Annotated in this window: 10 protein-coding genes; 5 read left to right on the top strand and 5 right to left on the bottom strand. The window is 41.6% G+C overall.

Annotated features, from left to right (window positions below; all coding sequences use genetic code 11):
• Nucleotides 1–35: 35 nt before the first annotated feature.
• The 3 genes from J8M00_RS00140 to J8M00_RS00130 form a co-directional block, all read right to left on the bottom strand.
• The gene (locus tag J8M00_RS00140; protein WP_211008358.1) at nt 36–6,833 is read right to left on the bottom strand and encodes a non-ribosomal peptide synthetase; all 6,798 of its coding nucleotides are present in this window, start codon (nt 6,831–6,833) and stop codon (nt 36–38) included.
• Between the two features lie 307 nt (nt 6,834–7,140).
• Entirely contained in the window at nt 7,141–9,675 is a 2,535-nt protein-coding gene (locus J8M00_RS00135; protein WP_211008357.1) for an ABC transporter permease, read from the bottom strand.
• Nucleotides 9,672–10,322, bottom strand: coding sequence for an ABC transporter ATP-binding protein (locus tag J8M00_RS00130; protein WP_211008356.1), 651 nt, complete (start codon nt 10,320–10,322; stop codon nt 9,672–9,674). The genes J8M00_RS00135 and J8M00_RS00130 overlap by 4 nt, the downstream gene beginning before the upstream one ends.
• 384 nt (nt 10,323–10,706) lie before the next feature.
• Here J8M00_RS00130 and J8M00_RS00125 point away from each other — a divergent pair, with 384 nt between their 5' ends.
• From J8M00_RS00125 to J8M00_RS00110, 4 genes are all read left to right on the top strand, one after another.
• Nucleotides 10,707–11,066 (top strand): DUF805 domain-containing protein, encoded by a 360-nt coding sequence (locus J8M00_RS00125; protein ID WP_211008355.1) that lies wholly within the window; start codon nt 10,707–10,709, stop codon nt 11,064–11,066.
• Nucleotides 11,067–11,352: 286 nt separating this feature from the next.
• The gene (locus J8M00_RS00120; protein WP_211008354.1) at nt 11,353–12,372 is read left to right on the top strand and encodes a hypothetical protein; all 1,020 of its coding nucleotides are present in this window, start codon (nt 11,353–11,355) and stop codon (nt 12,370–12,372) included.
• A 183-nt stretch (nt 12,373–12,555) separates the two neighbouring features.
• Nucleotides 12,556–13,944, top strand: coding sequence for an ATP-dependent RNA helicase DbpA (dbpA, locus tag J8M00_RS00115; protein WP_247687165.1), 1,389 nt, complete (start codon nt 12,556–12,558; stop codon nt 13,942–13,944).
• A 397-nt stretch (nt 13,945–14,341) separates the two neighbouring features.
• On the top strand, nt 14,342–15,229 hold the full coding sequence (locus J8M00_RS00110; RefSeq protein ID WP_211008352.1) for a helix-turn-helix domain-containing protein: 888 nt from the start codon (nt 14,342–14,344) through the stop codon (nt 15,227–15,229).
• A 34-nt stretch (nt 15,230–15,263) separates the two neighbouring features.
• On the opposite strand, the gene J8M00_RS00105 is transcribed toward J8M00_RS00110, so the two are convergent.
• Nucleotides 15,264–16,160 carry a response regulator gene (locus J8M00_RS00105; RefSeq protein WP_211008351.1) on the bottom strand — a complete coding sequence of 299 codons (897 nt, stop codon included), beginning with the start codon at nt 16,158–16,160 and terminating at the stop codon, nt 15,264–15,266.
• Between the two features lie 100 nt (nt 16,161–16,260).
• On the opposite strand from J8M00_RS00105, the gene J8M00_RS00100 reads away from it, so the two are divergent.
• Nucleotides 16,261–17,043: a chromosome partitioning protein ParA gene (locus J8M00_RS00100; RefSeq protein WP_211008350.1), complete on the top strand. Its 783-nt coding sequence runs from the start codon at nt 16,261–16,263 to the stop codon at nt 17,041–17,043.
• Between the two features lie 91 nt (nt 17,044–17,134).
• Here J8M00_RS00100 and J8M00_RS00095 read toward each other — a convergent pair whose 3' ends face one another.
• A complete protein-coding gene (locus tag J8M00_RS00095; protein ID WP_211008349.1) occupies nt 17,135–18,016 on the bottom strand; it encodes a DUF2306 domain-containing protein in 882 nt (293 codons plus the stop codon).
• Nucleotides 18,017–18,631: the final 615 nt, after the last annotated feature.

Below are 18,631 nucleotides of genomic sequence, written 5' to 3'. Positions count from 1 at the left end.
CTACCCCATCTAGAAAAGGACCCAAAGGTCCTTTTTTATTCTATGCTTTCAATGGCATCGAAATATTGCGCTATCATCACGTCCGTCAACGCTGGCATTGGCAAATTGAGCTTTTCCAACGACTGCCAAGTTTTAGTAGCATCAATTGGTGCGAAAACACTCGACTCCTCTCTATGATGCTCAGCTGATACTTGCCGCATATCATCAGTAAACAAGTACTCTCCGGTGATTGCTTTTCCTGTTTCTTTGAGTGCAACTAATGCCGCGATAAAGTCCTTATAACTGGTCAGTGTGATAGGTGCTTCAAGTACTTTGTTGCGCGCGCGTACCAAATCGACAAAATAGAGCTCTCGAGAGTTTGATAGATGATACACCGGTAATAGCTTTGATTGGTATATCAAGGTACCAATGGCTTGTGCAACGTAGTTCACAGGTATAATACTCGTTTGAAAACGCTTATCATCAAAACACAGCCCAAGGTGTGAGGTTAATTTCATCAACATGGTTAGCCACTGTTCGTGGTCGCTTAAGCCCGTATTAACACATCCAGATATTAACCCCAATCGAATCACACTGATGTCAAAACCACGTTGCTGGGCTTGCTTAATCAGCAACTCTGATGCCCATTTAGTGGATACATATCCCTCACACGCTGTGTGACTTTGTAGCTCCAAAGGTGTTAGTTCATCTGCAACTTCTCGCTGTTTAAGTACCGCGGTCGTTGAAATGTGCAGTAAGCGCTTAGCCTTTCGGTGCTGCTGCAAGGTGATCAGTTCTATCGTACTATCAACGTTAGCTGGTTTCATTTGCTCAAATTGTGCTAGGTGATCCATGTACGTCGCCGCATGGATAATTAAATCAACTTGTTCGGCAACACGAGTATAACTTTGCTCGCTCATACCCAGCTTTGCTTGTGATAAATCACCCTCAACCGCATTGATCCGACCTGTAAATTCGTCGCGCCACAAATGAGCCTGCTTTAAGCTCTGCTCTATTCTCGCTTTGCCATGTATGCTATCTGATGCTCTCACTAGACAGTAAATTATTGCATCGGGAGCAGTAAGTAACTGTGCCAATAAATAACGTCCAACAAATCCAGTGGCACCCGTTAAGAATATCGTTTGTACACACTCTATATTGCGCTTGAGCGGAGATAAATGTACAGGCAATGCAAATTGCGAAGGCTCAACAAAACGCTTCGTTTTGGGTTTGAACTCTGACAGCTGGCGCACGGTTCTGTGGCTATATAATGACCGTAATGAAAAGGCTTGTCCGGTTAAGTGTTCTATCTTGTGTGCCAATTGCATCGCCAACATAGAGTGTCCACCCAGTTCAAAAAAGTCATCATCTATGCCTACTTTAGGCGCTCCCAATAGCTGCCTAAATAAAGCGCATAGCTGTAATTCAAATTGATCTCTTGGTGCTACGTAATTGCGTTGCGATTCAAAATGGACCTTGGGTAAGCGGTTTTTGTCCAACTTTCCATTTAATGTATAGGGAAGACTATCAATTTGAATATATTCACTGGGGTGCATAAACCTCGGAAGCTGCTGCTCCGCATTGCTGCGAACATCATTGAGTGAGAGCTGTTGATTAGTGCTACAGATATAAGCGACCAAATATGTGTGACCGTGGTGCTCTACATCAACAACCGCAACACTGTTGATGTCCGAATTTTGCAATAAAACGTTTTCTATTTCGCCAAGCTCTATTCTATAACCGTTGATTTTAACTTGATTGTCATTGCGTCCTAAGTATTCAAGGTTTCCATCTAATCGCCAACGTACCAAATCCCCAGTTCTATACATTTTGCCATCTTCACTGTCACTAAACGGATCAGGCAAAAAACGTTCATTTGTAAGTTCAAGGCGATTTAAATACCCGTCAGAAACACCTTCCCCTGCCACATAGAGCTCTCCGATCACCCCTATTGGTACTGGTCTTTTATGCCTATCCAGCACATAGACGTTGCGCGAATTAGCAGGTTTTCCAATAGGTACATTAGTCCCCGTAAACCCATGACAACAGTGCGTCGTCACAATGGTACTTTCAGATGGACCATATCCATTTATTAAGTATTCAGGGCAACTCTCAGATGCCTGCAATTTAGCGACAGTATCACAATTAGCTGCTTCCCCGCCAAAAATCAGATACTTTAGGTTCGCAAAACAACTGGGATCATAGCTATGTAGTCCATCAAATAGCGACGTAGTTAGCCACAATATCGTTATTGATTCACGCCGCAATAATGCGCGGATATCCTCGAAACTGGGTTGCTGTTGCTCGGGAATAACCAAAGTTGCACCATGACATAGCGCGCCCCAAGTCTCAAATAAAGCCATATCAAAATTCGGATTGGCTAGCTGAACTAGTCGATCTTGAGAGGAGAATTCAACATATCCATTATTTTGGATCAGAGACACCACACCACGATGAGATGTTTTCACTCCCTTCGGAGTCCCCGTTGTGCCAGACGTGTAAATCACATAAGCCATGGTATCAAGGTTTACAACTGACGCTAGATTATGAGCTAAGTTTTGCTTACTCATAACTTGCTGGAAAATAACGCAACCGCAACCCAAATCGCGGATCTTATCTACATGATGTTCGTCGGTGATTACACAAAGAGGCTGACAGTCCTGCAACATAGTGTCAATCCTATGTTGTGGGTAGTCTGGTGACACCATAACCACAGCCGCACCTAATTTAAGGACCGCAAGCGCACTGACAACCATGTCGATACCGCGAGTTTTAAATACCGCAATATGTGCCTGCTGTGGTAAATAGCTACGGTTAAAACAAGCCAGTAAGCCGTGTGCAAGCTGGTTTGCCCGGCTATTTAACTGATGATAACTCAGTGACTCACCTTTATACCTCAGTGCCGTTTGTTCTGGATGAATATTGGCTTGTTCTTCAAATAATGCTGGCAACGATAAATGGCGCAGAGGCTTTGAGTTCTGTGGCCTGCCCCATACATCTAAAAGCAACCTCTGTTCTTTTTCATCTATGACAATGAGTTCACTGAGCTTTGTGCTTGGCTGCTCTGTAAACTGCGTCAATACACGCTTATACATTTGTGCAAAACGCGTCACCGATTCACACTTAAACAAGGCACTTGCGTAGTTCCAATCTATTTCGATCTCTGTTTTGCTGTCATCGATAAGAATGGTCATGTCGTACTTAGCGGCCGTATAAGCACGCACATGTTCAAGCGTCATTCCAGAGGGCAGGTCTTTTTGAGCTAAAAATGCTTGTACACTAAATAACACTTGAAATAAGGGCGCGCGAGATGCGTCAAACTCAGTGCCTGTCGCCTGTACAATATCATTGAGTGGCAACGCCTGGTGTTCACGCACTTCAGAAACACTGTTAATTGTCAGTTGAAGCAACTCTCGTAATGAGACATCGTCATTTTGCAATACAACTCGGATTGGTAAGGAGTTAACAAAGAAGCCAATTAATGACTGTGTTTCAGGTTCATATCTATTTTCAAATGGCGTACCAAGGATCAAATCATGTTGCTGAGAAAGTTTGTGGCTCAGAGCAAAAAAGGTGCTTAACATCACATGATACAGCGTTGTGCTATGGGCTTTTGCACTTTGCCGAAGGGCTTGAGAAAGTGACTTATCTAACTTGATGTATTGACTCTTACCTTTGTAATCAAAGCTTTTCCCTCTTGGTGCATCATAGGGCAATAACAAGGTATCATTTCCAGCCAAATACCTTTGCCAAAAAGCGGTTAAATCCGCTTTTGTCGTTCCTTTAAGCTCTTCACGTTGCCAACTGGCATAATCTCTATAGCTGATCTTAAGTGGTAATACCTCCCCTTTACCCGCATAAAAATATGTCAACTCATTGAACAGAATGTTCAACGACCAGCCGTCAATCACAACATGGTGAATATTGAGCAGTAATTGTCGGCTGTCAGTTTTTTCCAATAGCACGAACTTAACAGGTAATTCCTCGCTCAAGTCAAAAGGTTCATTGGCAAAATACTTGAGACGCATTTGCAGCGCTTGTTCTGAATCCACTTTTTCATGGTGCAACGCATACTTAGATTCTGATATTTTCGGGTATACTTGCCGCGCGTCATTCCAACGATATTGGGTTTTTAAAATAGTGTGTCGCGCAGCGACTTGCTCAAACGCAGACAGGAATTTATCACAATCAAACTCGGGGCTTAGTTCAAACAAAAAAGGCGCATTGTAAGCACATTCGGCTTCCTTTATTCCTTGAATAAAAAGCAAACGCTCCTCGGCAAATGACAGCTGTTGCTCACTTGCTTTTGTGATAGAAGGCGTATTTTTACGACGTGCCAAGTGCGAGATCGCTGCAATATTTGGGTTGAGTAATAGCTCATTTAGGGTGATCTCCAGTTGCAACGTTTCTCTGCAAATTGCCAAAATGCGAAGAAACATCAACGAGTTTCCCCCCAGTTGAATCAGATCGTCCGCGATACCGAGGCGTTTGACATGTAATACTTGCGCAAATAACTTGCACAGCTCAATTTGCAAAGGCGTGGTTGGTGCCACGTATTGTGATTGGCTTTGTTGGGTAAACAGCTCAATGAGAGACTGTTTATCCAATTTACCATTTAAGGTCAGTGGAATGTGAGTTATAAAACAAAGACTGCTCGGTACCATATGCGCAGGTAGCTCTGCTTCAAGGTAATGCACCAGCACACTCTCACAATTTGCGTCGTTTTGATGGTGAGGCTCATTAAGCTGAATAAAACTTACCAGCTTATGTCCATTTGCAGCCGCAATGGCAAGTGTATGTGCTTGCTTTATTTCTGGAAGTGCCTCTAGCGTTTGGTCTATCGCCTGCAACTCTACTCGATACCCGTTAATTTTCACTTGCGCATCTCGTCGGCCAATAAACCGTATATCCCCTTGGCTATCAATAAAGCCCAAATCGCCAGTTTTATACACCCGCAGTGGCTTGTCTCCACAGTCCATCGAGACAAACCGCCCCGACTCTTGTGATTTGTTCAAGTATCCTAAAGCCAGTCCAGAACCTGCTGTAACGATCTCACCTACACAACCATGTGGTAAATACGCCCCTTTGTCAGACACGATGGCTACCGCAGTGCCATTAATCGGTAGTCCAATGGGCAATGGCTGGTTGCTCGACCAAGTTTTTGGAATTAAAAAGGTGCTTGTAAATACGGTATTTTCTGTAGGGCCATAGGCATTTACAATCTGTATATCTGAATTGTTTTGGTACACCAGTTTTACCTTTGAGGGTAATACTACGTCCCCCCCGACCAGTAATTGCTTTAATCCAGAAAACAGACAAGGGTCAATGTCGACTAGGGTATGAAATAATGCGGCCGTTAAAAAGCAGGTATTAACCTGCGTGCTAAACAATGTGCCTAGATTTTCAGGTGTTACACACGCCTCTTCCAGCATATAAAGACAACCACCGTTTAGCAGAGCCCCCCATATTTCAAACGCAAACGCATCAAAACTTTGGTTGGCAATACACAGCATATTGGTGTTCTCATCGAGCACAGTAAAGTTTGGATTAATGACTAACCTCGTGATCCCTTGATGTGAACACACGATCCCTTTAGGCTTTCCCGTCGAGCCCGAAGAAAAGTTGATATAAAAAGGGCTGTCAGCAGCTACCTCTGCACCTTGATAAGCTTTATCCGAACGCGAACGCAATTGCTCTAAGGTAAACTGCCGACAAACCAATGTCGATTTGAAATCAAGACAGATCACTGCCTTGGCGCCACTTTGTTCAACAACAGTGTTTACTCTTTCTTCAGACTCTTTTGGAGAAACAGGGATATACACAGCCCCCGTAAATAATATCCCCACTATTGCCAGTAAAAGGTCTATATTGCGGGGCAGGATCACTACAATACGGTCCCCAGCGAGCATTCCAGCTGATTGCAATGAAGCCGCAATACTTTCTGCCTGCTGCTTTAGCTCCCGATATGTTAGCTGCCGCTCTTGGCAGCGCACAGCCACTTTATCGGAATAAAGCGAGGAAACCTGAGCAAATAACTGCAAAGCACTTTTATCTTCTTGATAGCTGTTTTTTATTGCTGAAAATTCCGGGATGCTGGCAGGCGTTCCCACTAGATAAGACGCAAAGATTTCTGAGATAACTTTAACGGACCGTTCACTTATTAGCTGGCCATTCCAGCGCCACGTGAAAACAACTTTTCGATCTAAAAGCCGAATATCAATACCTATTTTTTGTTTTTCTGTGAGGCTCGGTGAGTGATTTTCCGCTTCCTGCAAACCCTGCCATACCACCTCACATTCAGATTCTAGATTGTAGGAATTCAAAGCGCTTGTATCTAAGTATCCAACTTCAATATCTTGACGATATAATTTGGTAAATTGCTCAAGCGTTAATGACTTTCCCTGTGCGGTACTTCGGACAGGACATACTTGAAAGCCATCGGCTGAGTCCTCTGGTAAAAACACTTTAACTAGGTTATCAGCTTGGCCTGAATATGTTGAAAGTGCCTGATTTAACGCGTAAAGAACCCGGCTTTGTAATAGGAACTGTGCTTGTTTTGTGCTGACTTTCGGCTGTTTTAACTCACTATATTGCCAGTATTGAGTAAACACTCCTCGCTGCTCACAAGGCAAGCACATGCTATGCAGAATCATAGGTTCATACCCAGACAACCGCGTTCGCCAATGAGTATCTTGCAACTTAATGTAATCGATTAGCCGCTGTTCATATTGATTTATCAATGTAGCTTGTTTGTCGGTGGGAGGAGTGTTTGACTTAGTGACAAGTCGCTCGTTTTCAAGAATCAACTCAATGCCTGATGCATAGAGTTGCTTTAACACATTTTTAGCTTTCATAATTAATCACTACGTTTTTTCCTTGTTAATTTCTGTCCATTGCCGATTAAGGAATGAACACCTCAATATGCCAACACATTAAAATAATAAAATTTTTGCAACAAAATAATAACTGTAAGATTTCAATTCAATGGAGCAGGTCACTCGATGATTTGCGGATAAATGACTAGTTGATGAGTAAACAAAGCATGTTTAAAGAAGCGAGCATAGACTTGCTCTTAAGCTGGGTTGGCGAGGCAGTGGCTAATTTTGAGGGAGAAAAGAAGATTTGCAATGTAGCGTGCTTGCTACATTGCAAAATTTGTATTTAACCGCGCTGCTCTAACAGGGTAACAACGCTTTGCTTGAGCTGCTTTCGGCTAAGACATATTCCACCCAAAGCAATTGTCATCACTATCGCAACTGACTCAAGGAATAACATAAAGTCGTTAGGTCGATATGCGAGGCCGAAACCCTGCTGATAAATTTGACCAATGAACAGATAAACTGAAGCCAATGCACATGCTACAGGTATCACGGTTAATATTGCCCACTCCGTGATCAGCATGTTTCGCCCCTGCTTTTCTGTCAGGCCAAAACTTAACAGTAAGCCGTTTTTCAGTTTGTCGCGCTGCAAATGTGTCTGTATGGAAGCAACCACAAGCAAGTTGCTCATTATTGCGATGAATATTCCGTATGCTAGCGTCAAGTACATAAATGTCTGAACAGTATTACGTACTCTTGAAATCAATTCTTCGACCCGCAACATACGAATACTAGGATGCGCTTGCCAGATCTTACCTAAGCTATCTAAACCTGATTGAGGTAAATCTACACTGCCCATATATAGAGTCGGCTCACTCGCAACCGGCACAGCATCCTGATGAACCACAAACCAAAATGTGATCATGTCGGAGCCAGAGCGGTAGTGATGCACTGATGCTATATTAAACTTTTGGCTTTGTGTGCCCACTTGCAAGGTCAACACATCTCCTAACGCAAGATTTAACTCATCGAATACCTCTTGCTCCATTGAAATTGACGGTAAACCTTGTTCATTCGATGGTTGCCACTCCCCACTGACAACATTGATATTGTCAGGCTGACTTACTTGCCAATGTAAATTGATATCACGCTCGAGACGCGTTTTAGAGTCACTTGATGGCGCATCTATTTGTGCCAGCAATACGTCATTCACATGGGTTACTCTCGCACTTTGAAATGCTTTAAATTGCTTAACTTCACCACCATGTTGTATAGAGAATTGAGAAATTGCTTGTTTTTGAGTGAAATTAGCTTGTGTGACAAATACATTACCTTGATCTTCAAACAGCGCTCGATCTAGCACCCGATTTACATCTTGACCGACCCTCAGACACAATAGTAAGAGTGTTGCGCTGAGTCCCAGAGCCAGAATTTGGATGATTTTTACACTCATCCGCTGTTTCATCAAAAGCAATACAAATGCAAACACGCCACCCCTACCAACCAGGCAGCGATTTGCAAGACTCAGTATTCCCCAAGTTAGGGTGAGTAACAACACTAAGCAGACCCCAAGCCCAGCCAATAACAAGCCAGTCAAAATCCAATTGTCGGTATTGAGCAAAACAACAGCCAACAGTGATAGCAAAGGACACAAGCCGCTAACAACAAAAGCAACAGCACCATCTTCTCGTTTTTCCAATAGGTCCCGCACAGTGCTTTTAAGTAATTTAATCCAATTGGGAATTGTCAGCAGGCAGTAGAGTAATACACTCATTAGCAGCGCATGACCTATTCCAGTCACTCCCCACATCAGCTCAAAAGTCTCAAATACATTCTGTTGGATTAACTGCTCAATAAAAGTTGCACCAATCATTGCGACCAATAGGGCTGGTACAAAACTGAGCAACAAAATGCCGATCATTAAGACCATCACTAACAGAGGTACGTGCTGGCGTTTCACGCCATTGGCCAACATAACCGCTAACACGCCTTGTATTGGCTCTATATGACTTCTTTGGCTCAACCACAGACACAAACATGTCAGCAGCACGATGACAAAGCTAATAAGACCCATGAAGTTTTGTACTCTTTGCCACGCATGTGCCATTGGATAGTTATTCAGCAGCTTGCTGGTAACCTTTAAGTCGGCGCTACTTGTCTGCAGTTGTTTGAGATGAGTTGATTTAAAATCGCTATCGTGATTGACCAAAACCTGACGCTCTTCTGGCTGCATGTTGAGTGCGACCAAGCTCCGCTCGGACACCAATGCTCGCCTGTCGCTACTATAACCTTGAATGATCCTATCAGGCTCATTCAGTAAAAGTGCGCTCACAATCAAGGTTTCACTTCCTAAACGGATCTCATCGCCAATGCGTACATCAAGCGCTCGCGCTAAATGCGGTTCTAGCCAGATCTCCCCGAGCTCCGGCCCTTTAGATATCTGTGACGTAGTAAGTTGCTCATTGGTTGAGATAGTCACTTGTCCAGTTAATGGGTAAGCACTATCGACCGCTTTTAATTTCGCATGACTATAAGCACCGCCTTGGCTTAGTGTCACTTGGTAACTTTGTATAAATGTCTTTGAGCTAGCATGATTAGTCACCCATTGCGTTTCAGAATCGTGCCAATCACGAGTTACTGAGAGCTGAGTATCTGCACCCAACATGGTTTGCAGATTGTGATTAAGATATTTGTCTACACCTTGTCCAAGCAAACTTGTCAGACTTAGATATAAAAAGAGCAAAGCCAAACTCAATAAAGTAACAAGGTGCTTGCCTTGACGAACCTGCAAAAGAAATATTTTGATAAGCATTATGCTAGAGCGACTCAGGCTAAGTTTGGACTCGCGCTCAGCATCTATGATATGCGCGTCAATCATAGCTTTAAATCTCCACTTTCAAGATGATAGATTTTGTCTAACTTTGCTGCCAAATTCAGATCATGAGTAACCACGACCATGGTGGTGCCTGTCGACCTTGCTCCATTTTGCATATGTGAAAAAACCTGCTCAGCCGTGTTTTTATCTAAGTTGCCGGTCGGCTCATCTGCAAAAATAATTTGAGGCTCGCTGCAAAGTGCACGCGCTATCGCCACGCGCTGTTGCTCTCCGCCACTGAGCTTGGTAACCGGCTGATGTGCTTGCGCTTCCATTTGTACGAGCTTCAATTTCTCAAGAGCTTGTTGCTGTGCACTTTTTTCACCGCGTAATAATAAGGGCAACGCCACATTTTGCAGTGCATTCAACTCTGGTAATAAGTGAAAGTGCTGAAACACAAAGCCCGAAACGCTATTAATTTCAGCCACATCCTGATTTCTTTCTTGATAGCTGATCTCCCCAGTTTGCAGCGTCTCAAGCCCTGCCAGTAAAGAGAGCAATGTTGACTTCCCTGAGCCAGAAGCTCCCACAATAGCAATCTGCTCTCCTGCTTCTACAGACATTGAAACCGCTTTTAGCAAGTGTAATGGCTCACCGTTTACCAACTTAATGGTGTGATCTAATTGACGTACGTCTAACTTAACACCCATGTCCACTCCTTAAATACATTCGTTGTAATTTTGATAAGTGGATTTTGCGTCAGGACATGTGAAATGCCTGTGAAATAACCGTGGCCTTTTTTAACACAAAGATATCGTCCACACTTTGAAAATGAACAGTCAATACATTGAGCTGGCAATATCAAAGCACCTAGTAAAACATTTCTATAACCGCCAAATTAAAATAAATAATTTCATATAGTAATAACTATTTATTGTTACCTCTTGTTACAATTAATTATTTGATTTACTTTCTCTACCTGAGAGAGCTTGAATTGTAAGCCCAGAAAAAACTGCTGCATTCAATGAAATGTGATTGGATATGCCACATTTCACTCTCTTAAATACAAATAAAATATAATTAAGGAACCAAAAATGGAATGGTATATATCCGTGTTGAAGAATTACGTGGTATTTAATGGACGAGCGAGAAGAAAAGAGTATTGGATGTTCTTTTTATTCAACTTTATTTTTTCTATCGTATTTGGCTTTTTAGATGGCGTGCTCGGCACATCATTTTTAAGTATTATTTATGCTCTAGCAGTACTTGTACCTAGTATAGCAGTCTCCATTCGTCGTTTACATGACACAGGTCGCTCGGGATGGTGGATTCTGATAACTCTATTACCACTGATAGGTGCCATTGTGCTAATTATTTTTGCGATTCAAGAAGGCGATCAAGATAGCAACGATTACGGCCCCAACCCTAAAGGTGTTGACCAAGCCTTAGCCTAAAGCTACGCCGCGCCGTTTGCTAAATAGATGCAAGTGGCGCAGTAAAATCGCGCCATGAATAATTTAAGCTAAGTATAAAACGACCTCAGTTCCAACTCATGCCAATACACCTGCCTAAAACTCCAGATAATAAGTTTTCTTCCCCAATTAAAAAATGGCACTCATAGCGCAAATTAAATATTGCGTAAATAAGGACTTTTAGTACTTTCTTGCTATCATGTTGCGTATAAAAATTTGCGTCATACCACTGCGTAAATAATGTCACTTGGAGTTTGGAGCAATACTAGTGTCCTACGATGTAACTTTTCATTGCATTTCGAAAAAAGAAATACAGAGGTATGTTTTTGATATTCTTGAACACCCTGGGTTGCTGCAATCTAGAGCGACAGAAGTGAGTTCAGATAGCAAAGTTCAAGAGCAGTTTCTTGAACTCTTTAATGAGTTCATTATTCCTTGGTATATGGATGAATCGACTCCCTCCGGTGAACCAATAACGGCTGAAAACTTTGCGGCTTATTTCTCATTTGCTATTGCCAGTGTCGCAGGTTTTCTGCATCCATATTGGTATGCTCGAAATTCAGCGATTTGCTTCTTGGCCGAGGAAATACCTTCTATACACACACTTTTCCAAAGCTTTTCTTCTCTCGAAGACTCTCCGCTAGCGAAATTCGATGCCGATACATCGATGCTTATGTCAGGTAATTACAGTGCAAGTGGGGTACTACAAAATGTCGGCGCATTTAAAGGGTGGCTGCTGGAAAATCAGAGCAATATTGCAGAGCTAATTGATGAAGACGGTTTAGACTCTTTATTGAGAGCGCTGAATTATTGTATCGACAATGGCTTATATCTTATTGAAGCAGCAGAAATAATCGAGCCAATATCTGGAGAGTGCCAATCAAACTATGGTAATTTGAGAGCACATTTTTTAAAGAATATAGATTTGCCAGCAGCGCCCAGAACAACTCGCTCAGATGAGCATTCAACGAACACTTGCAAAAAATGTGGCAGTAACATTGGTTTCATCGATGTATTTAAGGCTGGTTTACCCACAATGATTACATGTGGTAAATGTGGAAATTATGTAAAATTCAATATCAATCCGTATATTGATTACCCTATTATCATTTGTCTACTTATTGCTTTCGCAGCCATCACTTTTGTTAGCGGAGACTATTTAATCACCAACCAAGTGCTGCCATTCAAAGAAAAATATATCTTCGCTGGCACAGGCATCACTTTTGCGGTCATTTTTGAGATATTGTTTGGCGTTTGGCTATTGAAGTTCAAAAAAGTTATTGGGTAAACATCACTCATACAGCTGCAAATTTTTTACTAAACACAAACAGGCTAAGGCAAGTGGGGTTTCTCTTATCGCAAACCCCACTGTTTCACCTTGACTGAAAAACAAACGCCACCATGTAAAGATTCTATCGGCACATAGTGCGTGGTATAATCCGCCTTTATTTCAAAATAGATGATACTTGTTTTGTCTCAGCCTCTTTTTTCTAGTTTGTCACTTTCAAACGCCCTATTAGATAACCTAACCTCTCTTGGCTATACAGCCATGACGGAAATTCAAGCTCAAACACTGCCTAAGATCTTGGCAGGCAAAGATCTTATCGGACAAGGAAAGACAGGCTCGGGGAAAACAGCTGCGTTTTCGCTTGGCTTGCTGCATAACCTCAACGTAAAACGTTTTCGTGTACAAGCGCTCGTTGTTTGTCCTACTCGAGAACTGGCAGACCAAGTTGCTGTCGAAATTCGTAAACTCGCCAGAGCTATCCATAACATTAAAGTACTCGCCTTATGCGGTGGTGCACCCATGGGTCCTCAAATAGGTTCATTGGAACATGGCGCTCATATCGTTGTTGGCACTCCAGGTAGAATTGAAGAACATTTACGAAAAGGCAGGCTATCTCTAGAAGAGGTAAATACTTTCGTCTTGGATGAAGCTGATAGAATGCTCGAAATGGGCTTCGAAGATGCCATTAAATGTATCCTAGAGCACTGCCCTACAAAACGACAAAACTTGCTATTTAGTGCGACCTACCCACCTAGAATAGAGCAGCTAGCAAAGCATATTATGCAAAACGCTGAAAAGGTCACTGTTGAAGCAACCCATGATCACAGTTCAATTGAGCAATACTTTTACGAAGTACAAGATAATGATGCACGACTGGTTGCTGCGCAAAAGTTACTACTGCAATTTCAACCAAGTTCTGCTGTCATTTTTTGTAATACTAAGGCCGAATGCCAATCTGTTTGCGATAACCTCAAACAAATAGGGTTTGATAGTGCCGCTCTTCACGGTGACCTTGAGCAAAAAGACCGAGACCGTACCCTAGTACGATTTGCAAACAAAAGCCTGACGATCTTGGTTGCCACAGATGTCGCAGCCCGCGGAATTGACGTTGATCATGTCGACATGGTGCTTAACTATCATATTGCACACGATCCAGAAGTGCATGTTCACCGAGTCGGTCGTACTGGACGCGCAGGGAATTCAGGTGTGGCATGCTCTATAATGAGTTACAAAGAGTCTCACAAAGTCAACGCATTGGAAGACTACTTAGCGCAAACCATTGATCCGATTAACCTACCCAATGACGATGTGTTTGGTAATCAAATTGCACGAGCTCCGATGGTTACATTACAGATTGACGGTGGAAAAAAAGCCAAATTACGACCTGGAGATATCTTAGGAGCTTTGACAGCGGACAAATCAATACAAGGCTCTCAAATCGGTAAAATTAAGGTAACAGCAATCACCTCGTATGTCGCCATTGAGCGTAAACTCGCCAATAAAGCCTTGAAGATTATTTCAGAAGGAAAAATGAAAGGTCGTCAATTTAGAGCAAGGAAAGTGACTCAATAACTCTCATTACTAATAGCGATACGCCGCGGTAATAATACCCATATCGCGCCGTATCTCTATTATTCATAAGTATTTACCACTCAAACTCTTTTATTTATTGCTGATTATTTACTGGGATAAACTGATATTAAACAGAAAATTGAACAAATAAATTATTAAAATCAACCCCTTTTCTTATGCAAGTTTTGCAATTGAAACCAGCTACTCCCAGTCATAAAATAAAAACAAATATGTAGTAGAGAGTTTCATGGTTTTAGATGCCACCACTTTTTTGTTCTTCTTGAGTGCCATCGGCGCAGTCAACTCGTTGGCTTTAAGCATTTACTTATTCAGGTTAAAACCCCTTAATCTAGTTAATAAATTATTGGTCGGTGTGTCCCTCATGGTTTGTATTCGGATGAGCCAACCTTTATTCTTTTATCTAGAGCAAAGCAATACATTCTTGCAACTGGGCTTAACGAGCTATTTTTTAGCAGCTCCCTTATTGTTTGCGTACATAAAGCAAACTTTCAAGCTAAAAACGTCAAAAAATATTAACTGGAAAATTCATCTACTTCCCCCAACTAGCCTTGCTCTTATTATTGGCATCACTTGGCCGTATGACTATTACACCTTGTTATGGAGTGCACACATTTCCACTGTTATTGGGTATATCTGGTTTGGCTATTTATTTGCTTCTCTACTGGCTATTACTCCTGTAGTTATAAATAAATCTTTAGATATCACGGCAGATCAAAATGGTCGAGTTGCAATCGTTGTTTTGTGCTGCACTACTGCACTTTGGCTAGCGTATATTTTTAGCACTTACACATCCATTTATGTAGCCATCGTATGCTTTTTACTCTCTACTTACCTCAGCCTTGAAGTTTTGATGGCAAGAAGACTCAACACAACAAAAGAAAAATACGCCAGTAAAAAAATACCACATGATTTGGCAGCCCCTATATTATCGCGGCTAGAAAAAATGATGGAAGAAGACGAATTGTATAAATGCCCAAACCTTAGTTTGTCTCAAGTCGCAAATAGACTAAAGGTTTCTGTGCCGCACCTTTCGCAAGTTTTAAATGATAACTTGGGCGTTTCATTTACATCCTATATTAATCAGTATCGAATAACACTGGCAAAACAACTTTTACGTAAAGACACGAGCATGAGTTTAAAACAAATATCTGAATTGTGTGGCTATAATAATCAGTCAACATTTTATATCGCATTTAAAAAGTTTTCAGATACAACCCCTGCTAAATACCGAAAAAAAGCCAAACAATCGAGTCCTATCGAATAAATGCTAGGTCGGTTGTTTAAAATCACAATTGAAGTCAGACACCCACAATCAACATTTTACCTTGTGCCATTCCCTCTCTTTCACAACATAGGTCAATACGGCTATCAAGTGGGTAGTTGTAGAGCATTTCAAGTTTTGGATGAAGGCTATTGACACACTTACAACTCCTCACAAACAAACTCATTTTGCTTTGATTATCTAAAAATGCGTAGGCAGTTTTTGCTAACGCCTCTTTGCAGGCATTCATAATTGACTCGTTTATTTGATTCATATGAATCGCTTTTTGCGCTTCCTCTTCTGGGATCACTTCAACACTACTGGCCAAAACGCACGTGGCATATACATCAAGCACGCAGATCACACGCACTTTCTGGCTACCTCGCTCTGCATATACAACCATAACACAAGGTAATTTACTTTCATCCAAAGACTGAGAACGTATGGGTTTCAGTGTCAATGATGCATTGATATTTTTTTGCATCAATCGCTCCAAGAAATCCGTTTTAGGTAAAGCAAGCCCCTCTCGCAGCGGGGTCTCTTGCTCTACCATTAACTCTCGAACTTCAAGTTCCTGGACTATTGGCAGCAAAATTTTCCGCAGCTCACTATCAGCAAAAGGCTTAGATAAGAAAAATGCACAGCCCATCGACTTGGCATAATTAATTTGCTCTTCGTCATCAACCGTTGAGATCATACCCACAGGCAATTCAGGATACGTTGCGCTAACCACCTTAAGTAACTCAATACCTGACTTATCTGGCATATGCCAATCAGTTAAAATAATATGAGGTTGCCACAACTCTATGCGTTCAAGTGCATCATCAACACTATTTTCGCAAGAAATAAATAATTTCCGATACGTAAACTGCTGAAGTGCGCGCCTGATAATTTCGCATGTCGCATGGCTATCATCAACTATCAGAACTTTCACATTCACCTCAAACTTAAAATTTCCTATTCAGTATAGGCAGAATTTCCCAGTAAAACTAAACTTATCTTATTGATAATCAATGAAGCGATGAATAGCTGCCATGCTGCCGATAGAAGTTTACCAATATATAGCCTTAAATTTTGGTCTGCTAATTTTAGCGGCTTGGTTTTATATTTTGTTGTTGATTTTAAGAGAGTTTAGACAATTCGCAGCGGTATTTATGAACGCTAGCTCAAATAACGCCGGATCTGAAGAGGTGGTCGCACTGTGCAAAGATTCTGTGGAGCGCGCCACGCAGTTCAATCAACAACATGAACAAACCATCTCTGAGCTTTTACACGTACAAGCAAATCTAGAGCAACAGCTTGCACAAATTCGCGCCTCTACCGCCGATCATATAACCAAAGAAGAGCAAGCTTCTATCAATGAACTCAATAAAAAACTCTCACGCTCTCACAAACTGATCAAGCGCCTTAAAGGTGACTTAACCATCAGTGGTAAAAAACTAAAATACGCCAAAACAAAATTGGAAGATCAATTCCAGTCTGTGGGTAGCTTGAAGGAAGAGAACAGCAACTTACATAAAGAAATCGCTCAATTGAAAACGGATATGAAATCGGCTCAAGTCAGTGGAGAATCGCCAAATGAACTAGAGATCCAAGCGTTAGTGCAACAGTATGAACGCCAAATTGCCGAACAGAATCAGCTTATTGACCAACTTTCTGTCGATTTACCAGAGCAAAGCGACGGGGTTGACGCCAAGGCCATTGAAGCTGAACTACAACAAGCCAAACAAAAAATTAAACACCTGACTAAGGAAAATAAATTCATTGAAAGTCGTTATCTAGAAGCGGTTAAAAAAGTCGACGACATCAACAATTAATCAAACAGACAAACCGAAAAATACGCATAAGGCAAGCCTACGCTTGCCTAAACTTAGTTATGGTAACATCAAGTACGATTGATGATTACCTCTATATAGAGATCGCATCACCTGACATTACTTTTAATAAGAAAGGTGTAAAGCCCACGATCCCAACCAACATCAATAGTGTCAGCACACATAAACAACCCGCAGCCAACCATTTTACCTTTTGATTTTGCGTCTCACTGGCAAAGAAATACAATTCAGCCATTGCTAACGGGACCACAAAGCAACCAAAAGTCCACATAGGGAAAAACGGGTCGCCAAACGCCGGGGCAAGGCCCATAGTTGTACCAGTGATTAAGTAGCTAAAGACACCGATCCTTAAAATCCACTGCGCATTTGACACCAAAAATAAACGAATTGCCCATTTCTTGTGATTTCGAATATCTTTTTTAATCGCTGTTTTGGCGCAAAAATAAGTAAAAGTAAGAATCAATATACCATTGATACTGGTCCCAATGCCGTCAAGAGTGATTGGGTGCTGATCTCTGATCCATACCAAATAGAATCCTGATATAGACAAAGCAAACACGGTTAACAAATATAGATAACCATTTATTTTGTGAAATTTTGGAAAGTAACGACGCATTTGCGGCATCAATTGCAATGCCCCACCAAACGCCACAACCCCGGCTCCAATAGCATGTGCTGCAAAAGCTGCGTTGCCAGCAAAGTCACCCGCTTTGTATGGTGTTTTACCAAACACTTCCCACACGTTCCATATCTCCATATTGTTGTTGATAACTGAAAACCCGTAAAACGCGATAATGTAGTAAAAGAAAAACCACTGACCCGCTAACACAGCAAGAAACCAAAAAGTCGTTGAGTATTTCAGCCATTGATTAGCCCGTTTTGAGCTTGCTTTACTGCCCTGTACAGTCGGAGATTGCGACGCGTTGCTTGATATATTTAAAGACGTATTTTCCATTGTGTTTGCCCTCATAACGTTGGAACTGAGTGCAATTTTGCACTGGCCATCACGTAAGTGCGCCCAAATGGGCCGATTAATACGTTTTTGTAAAAAAACATCGGAAGACAAAAATTATAAGCTTTAAAAACAAACAGATAAAATTTTGTAAATAGAAAGACATACGACGACCATACTCAATTAAAACTTTTTAATCGCCAAAATTAATCACTAAAAACCATGAAAAGTACAACAATATTGGGGGTACAAGTGGCGTTTTGTAATTAGGGCAAGGTACGAAATTGACTAAAAGAAACAGAGCCAATAAAGCCTCGCCACTAATGTATCCATTATTTTCCAAACGCCTTGTTTGCCACGCCATAAGAGACGCTTAGATTTACGGGAAAAAATGTGTAGTTAGTAAAGTACTAGAGATAACTTGGTCTAATTAAACACCAAAACAATAAAGCACAGTGTCGAGATACCCTATCAAGACTCAAAAACCGGCTTGCTATTGTTTAAGCTTCTTTATAAGGAGGCAGCTTCACGCTGCGCTGTGAAGTTTATAAAGTGCTATCGCGACTCTATATCCATAGCACTGGCGTTTAAGAGGCATACTCAGGTAACTGAACTATC

Source organism: Pseudoalteromonas luteoviolacea (genome assembly GCF_018100925.1).
Lineage (GTDB): Bacteria > Pseudomonadota > Gammaproteobacteria > Enterobacterales > Alteromonadaceae > Pseudoalteromonas > Pseudoalteromonas obscura.
The sequence above is the reverse complement of the archived record's forward strand: the minus strand, read 5'-3'. Positions and strand labels throughout refer to the sequence as shown.

Bases quoted from the DNA above. Each gene is read 5' to 3' on its own strand.
- J8M00_RS00095 (WP_211008349.1), bottom strand. From the start codon at position 18,016: ATGGAAAATACGTCTTTAAATATATCAAGCAACGCGTCGCAATCTCCG.
- J8M00_RS00140 (WP_211008358.1), bottom strand. From the start codon at position 6,833: ATGAAAGCTAAAAATGTGTTAAAGCAACTCTATGCATCAGGCATTGAG.
- J8M00_RS00110 (WP_211008352.1), top strand. From the start codon at position 14,342: ATGAGCCAACCTTTATTCTTTTATCTAGAGCAAAGCAATACATTCTTG.
- J8M00_RS00135 (WP_211008357.1), bottom strand. From the start codon at position 9,675: ATGATTGACGCGCATATCATAGATGCTGAGCGCGAGTCCAAACTTAGC.
- J8M00_RS00100 (WP_211008350.1), top strand. From the start codon at position 16,261: ATGCTGCCGATAGAAGTTTACCAATATATAGCCTTAAATTTTGGTCTG.
- J8M00_RS00130 (WP_211008356.1), bottom strand. From the start codon at position 10,322: ATGGGTGTTAAGTTAGACGTACGTCAATTAGATCACACCATTAAGTTG.
- J8M00_RS00125 (WP_211008355.1), top strand. From the start codon at position 10,707: ATGGAATGGTATATATCCGTGTTGAAGAATTACGTGGTATTTAATGGA.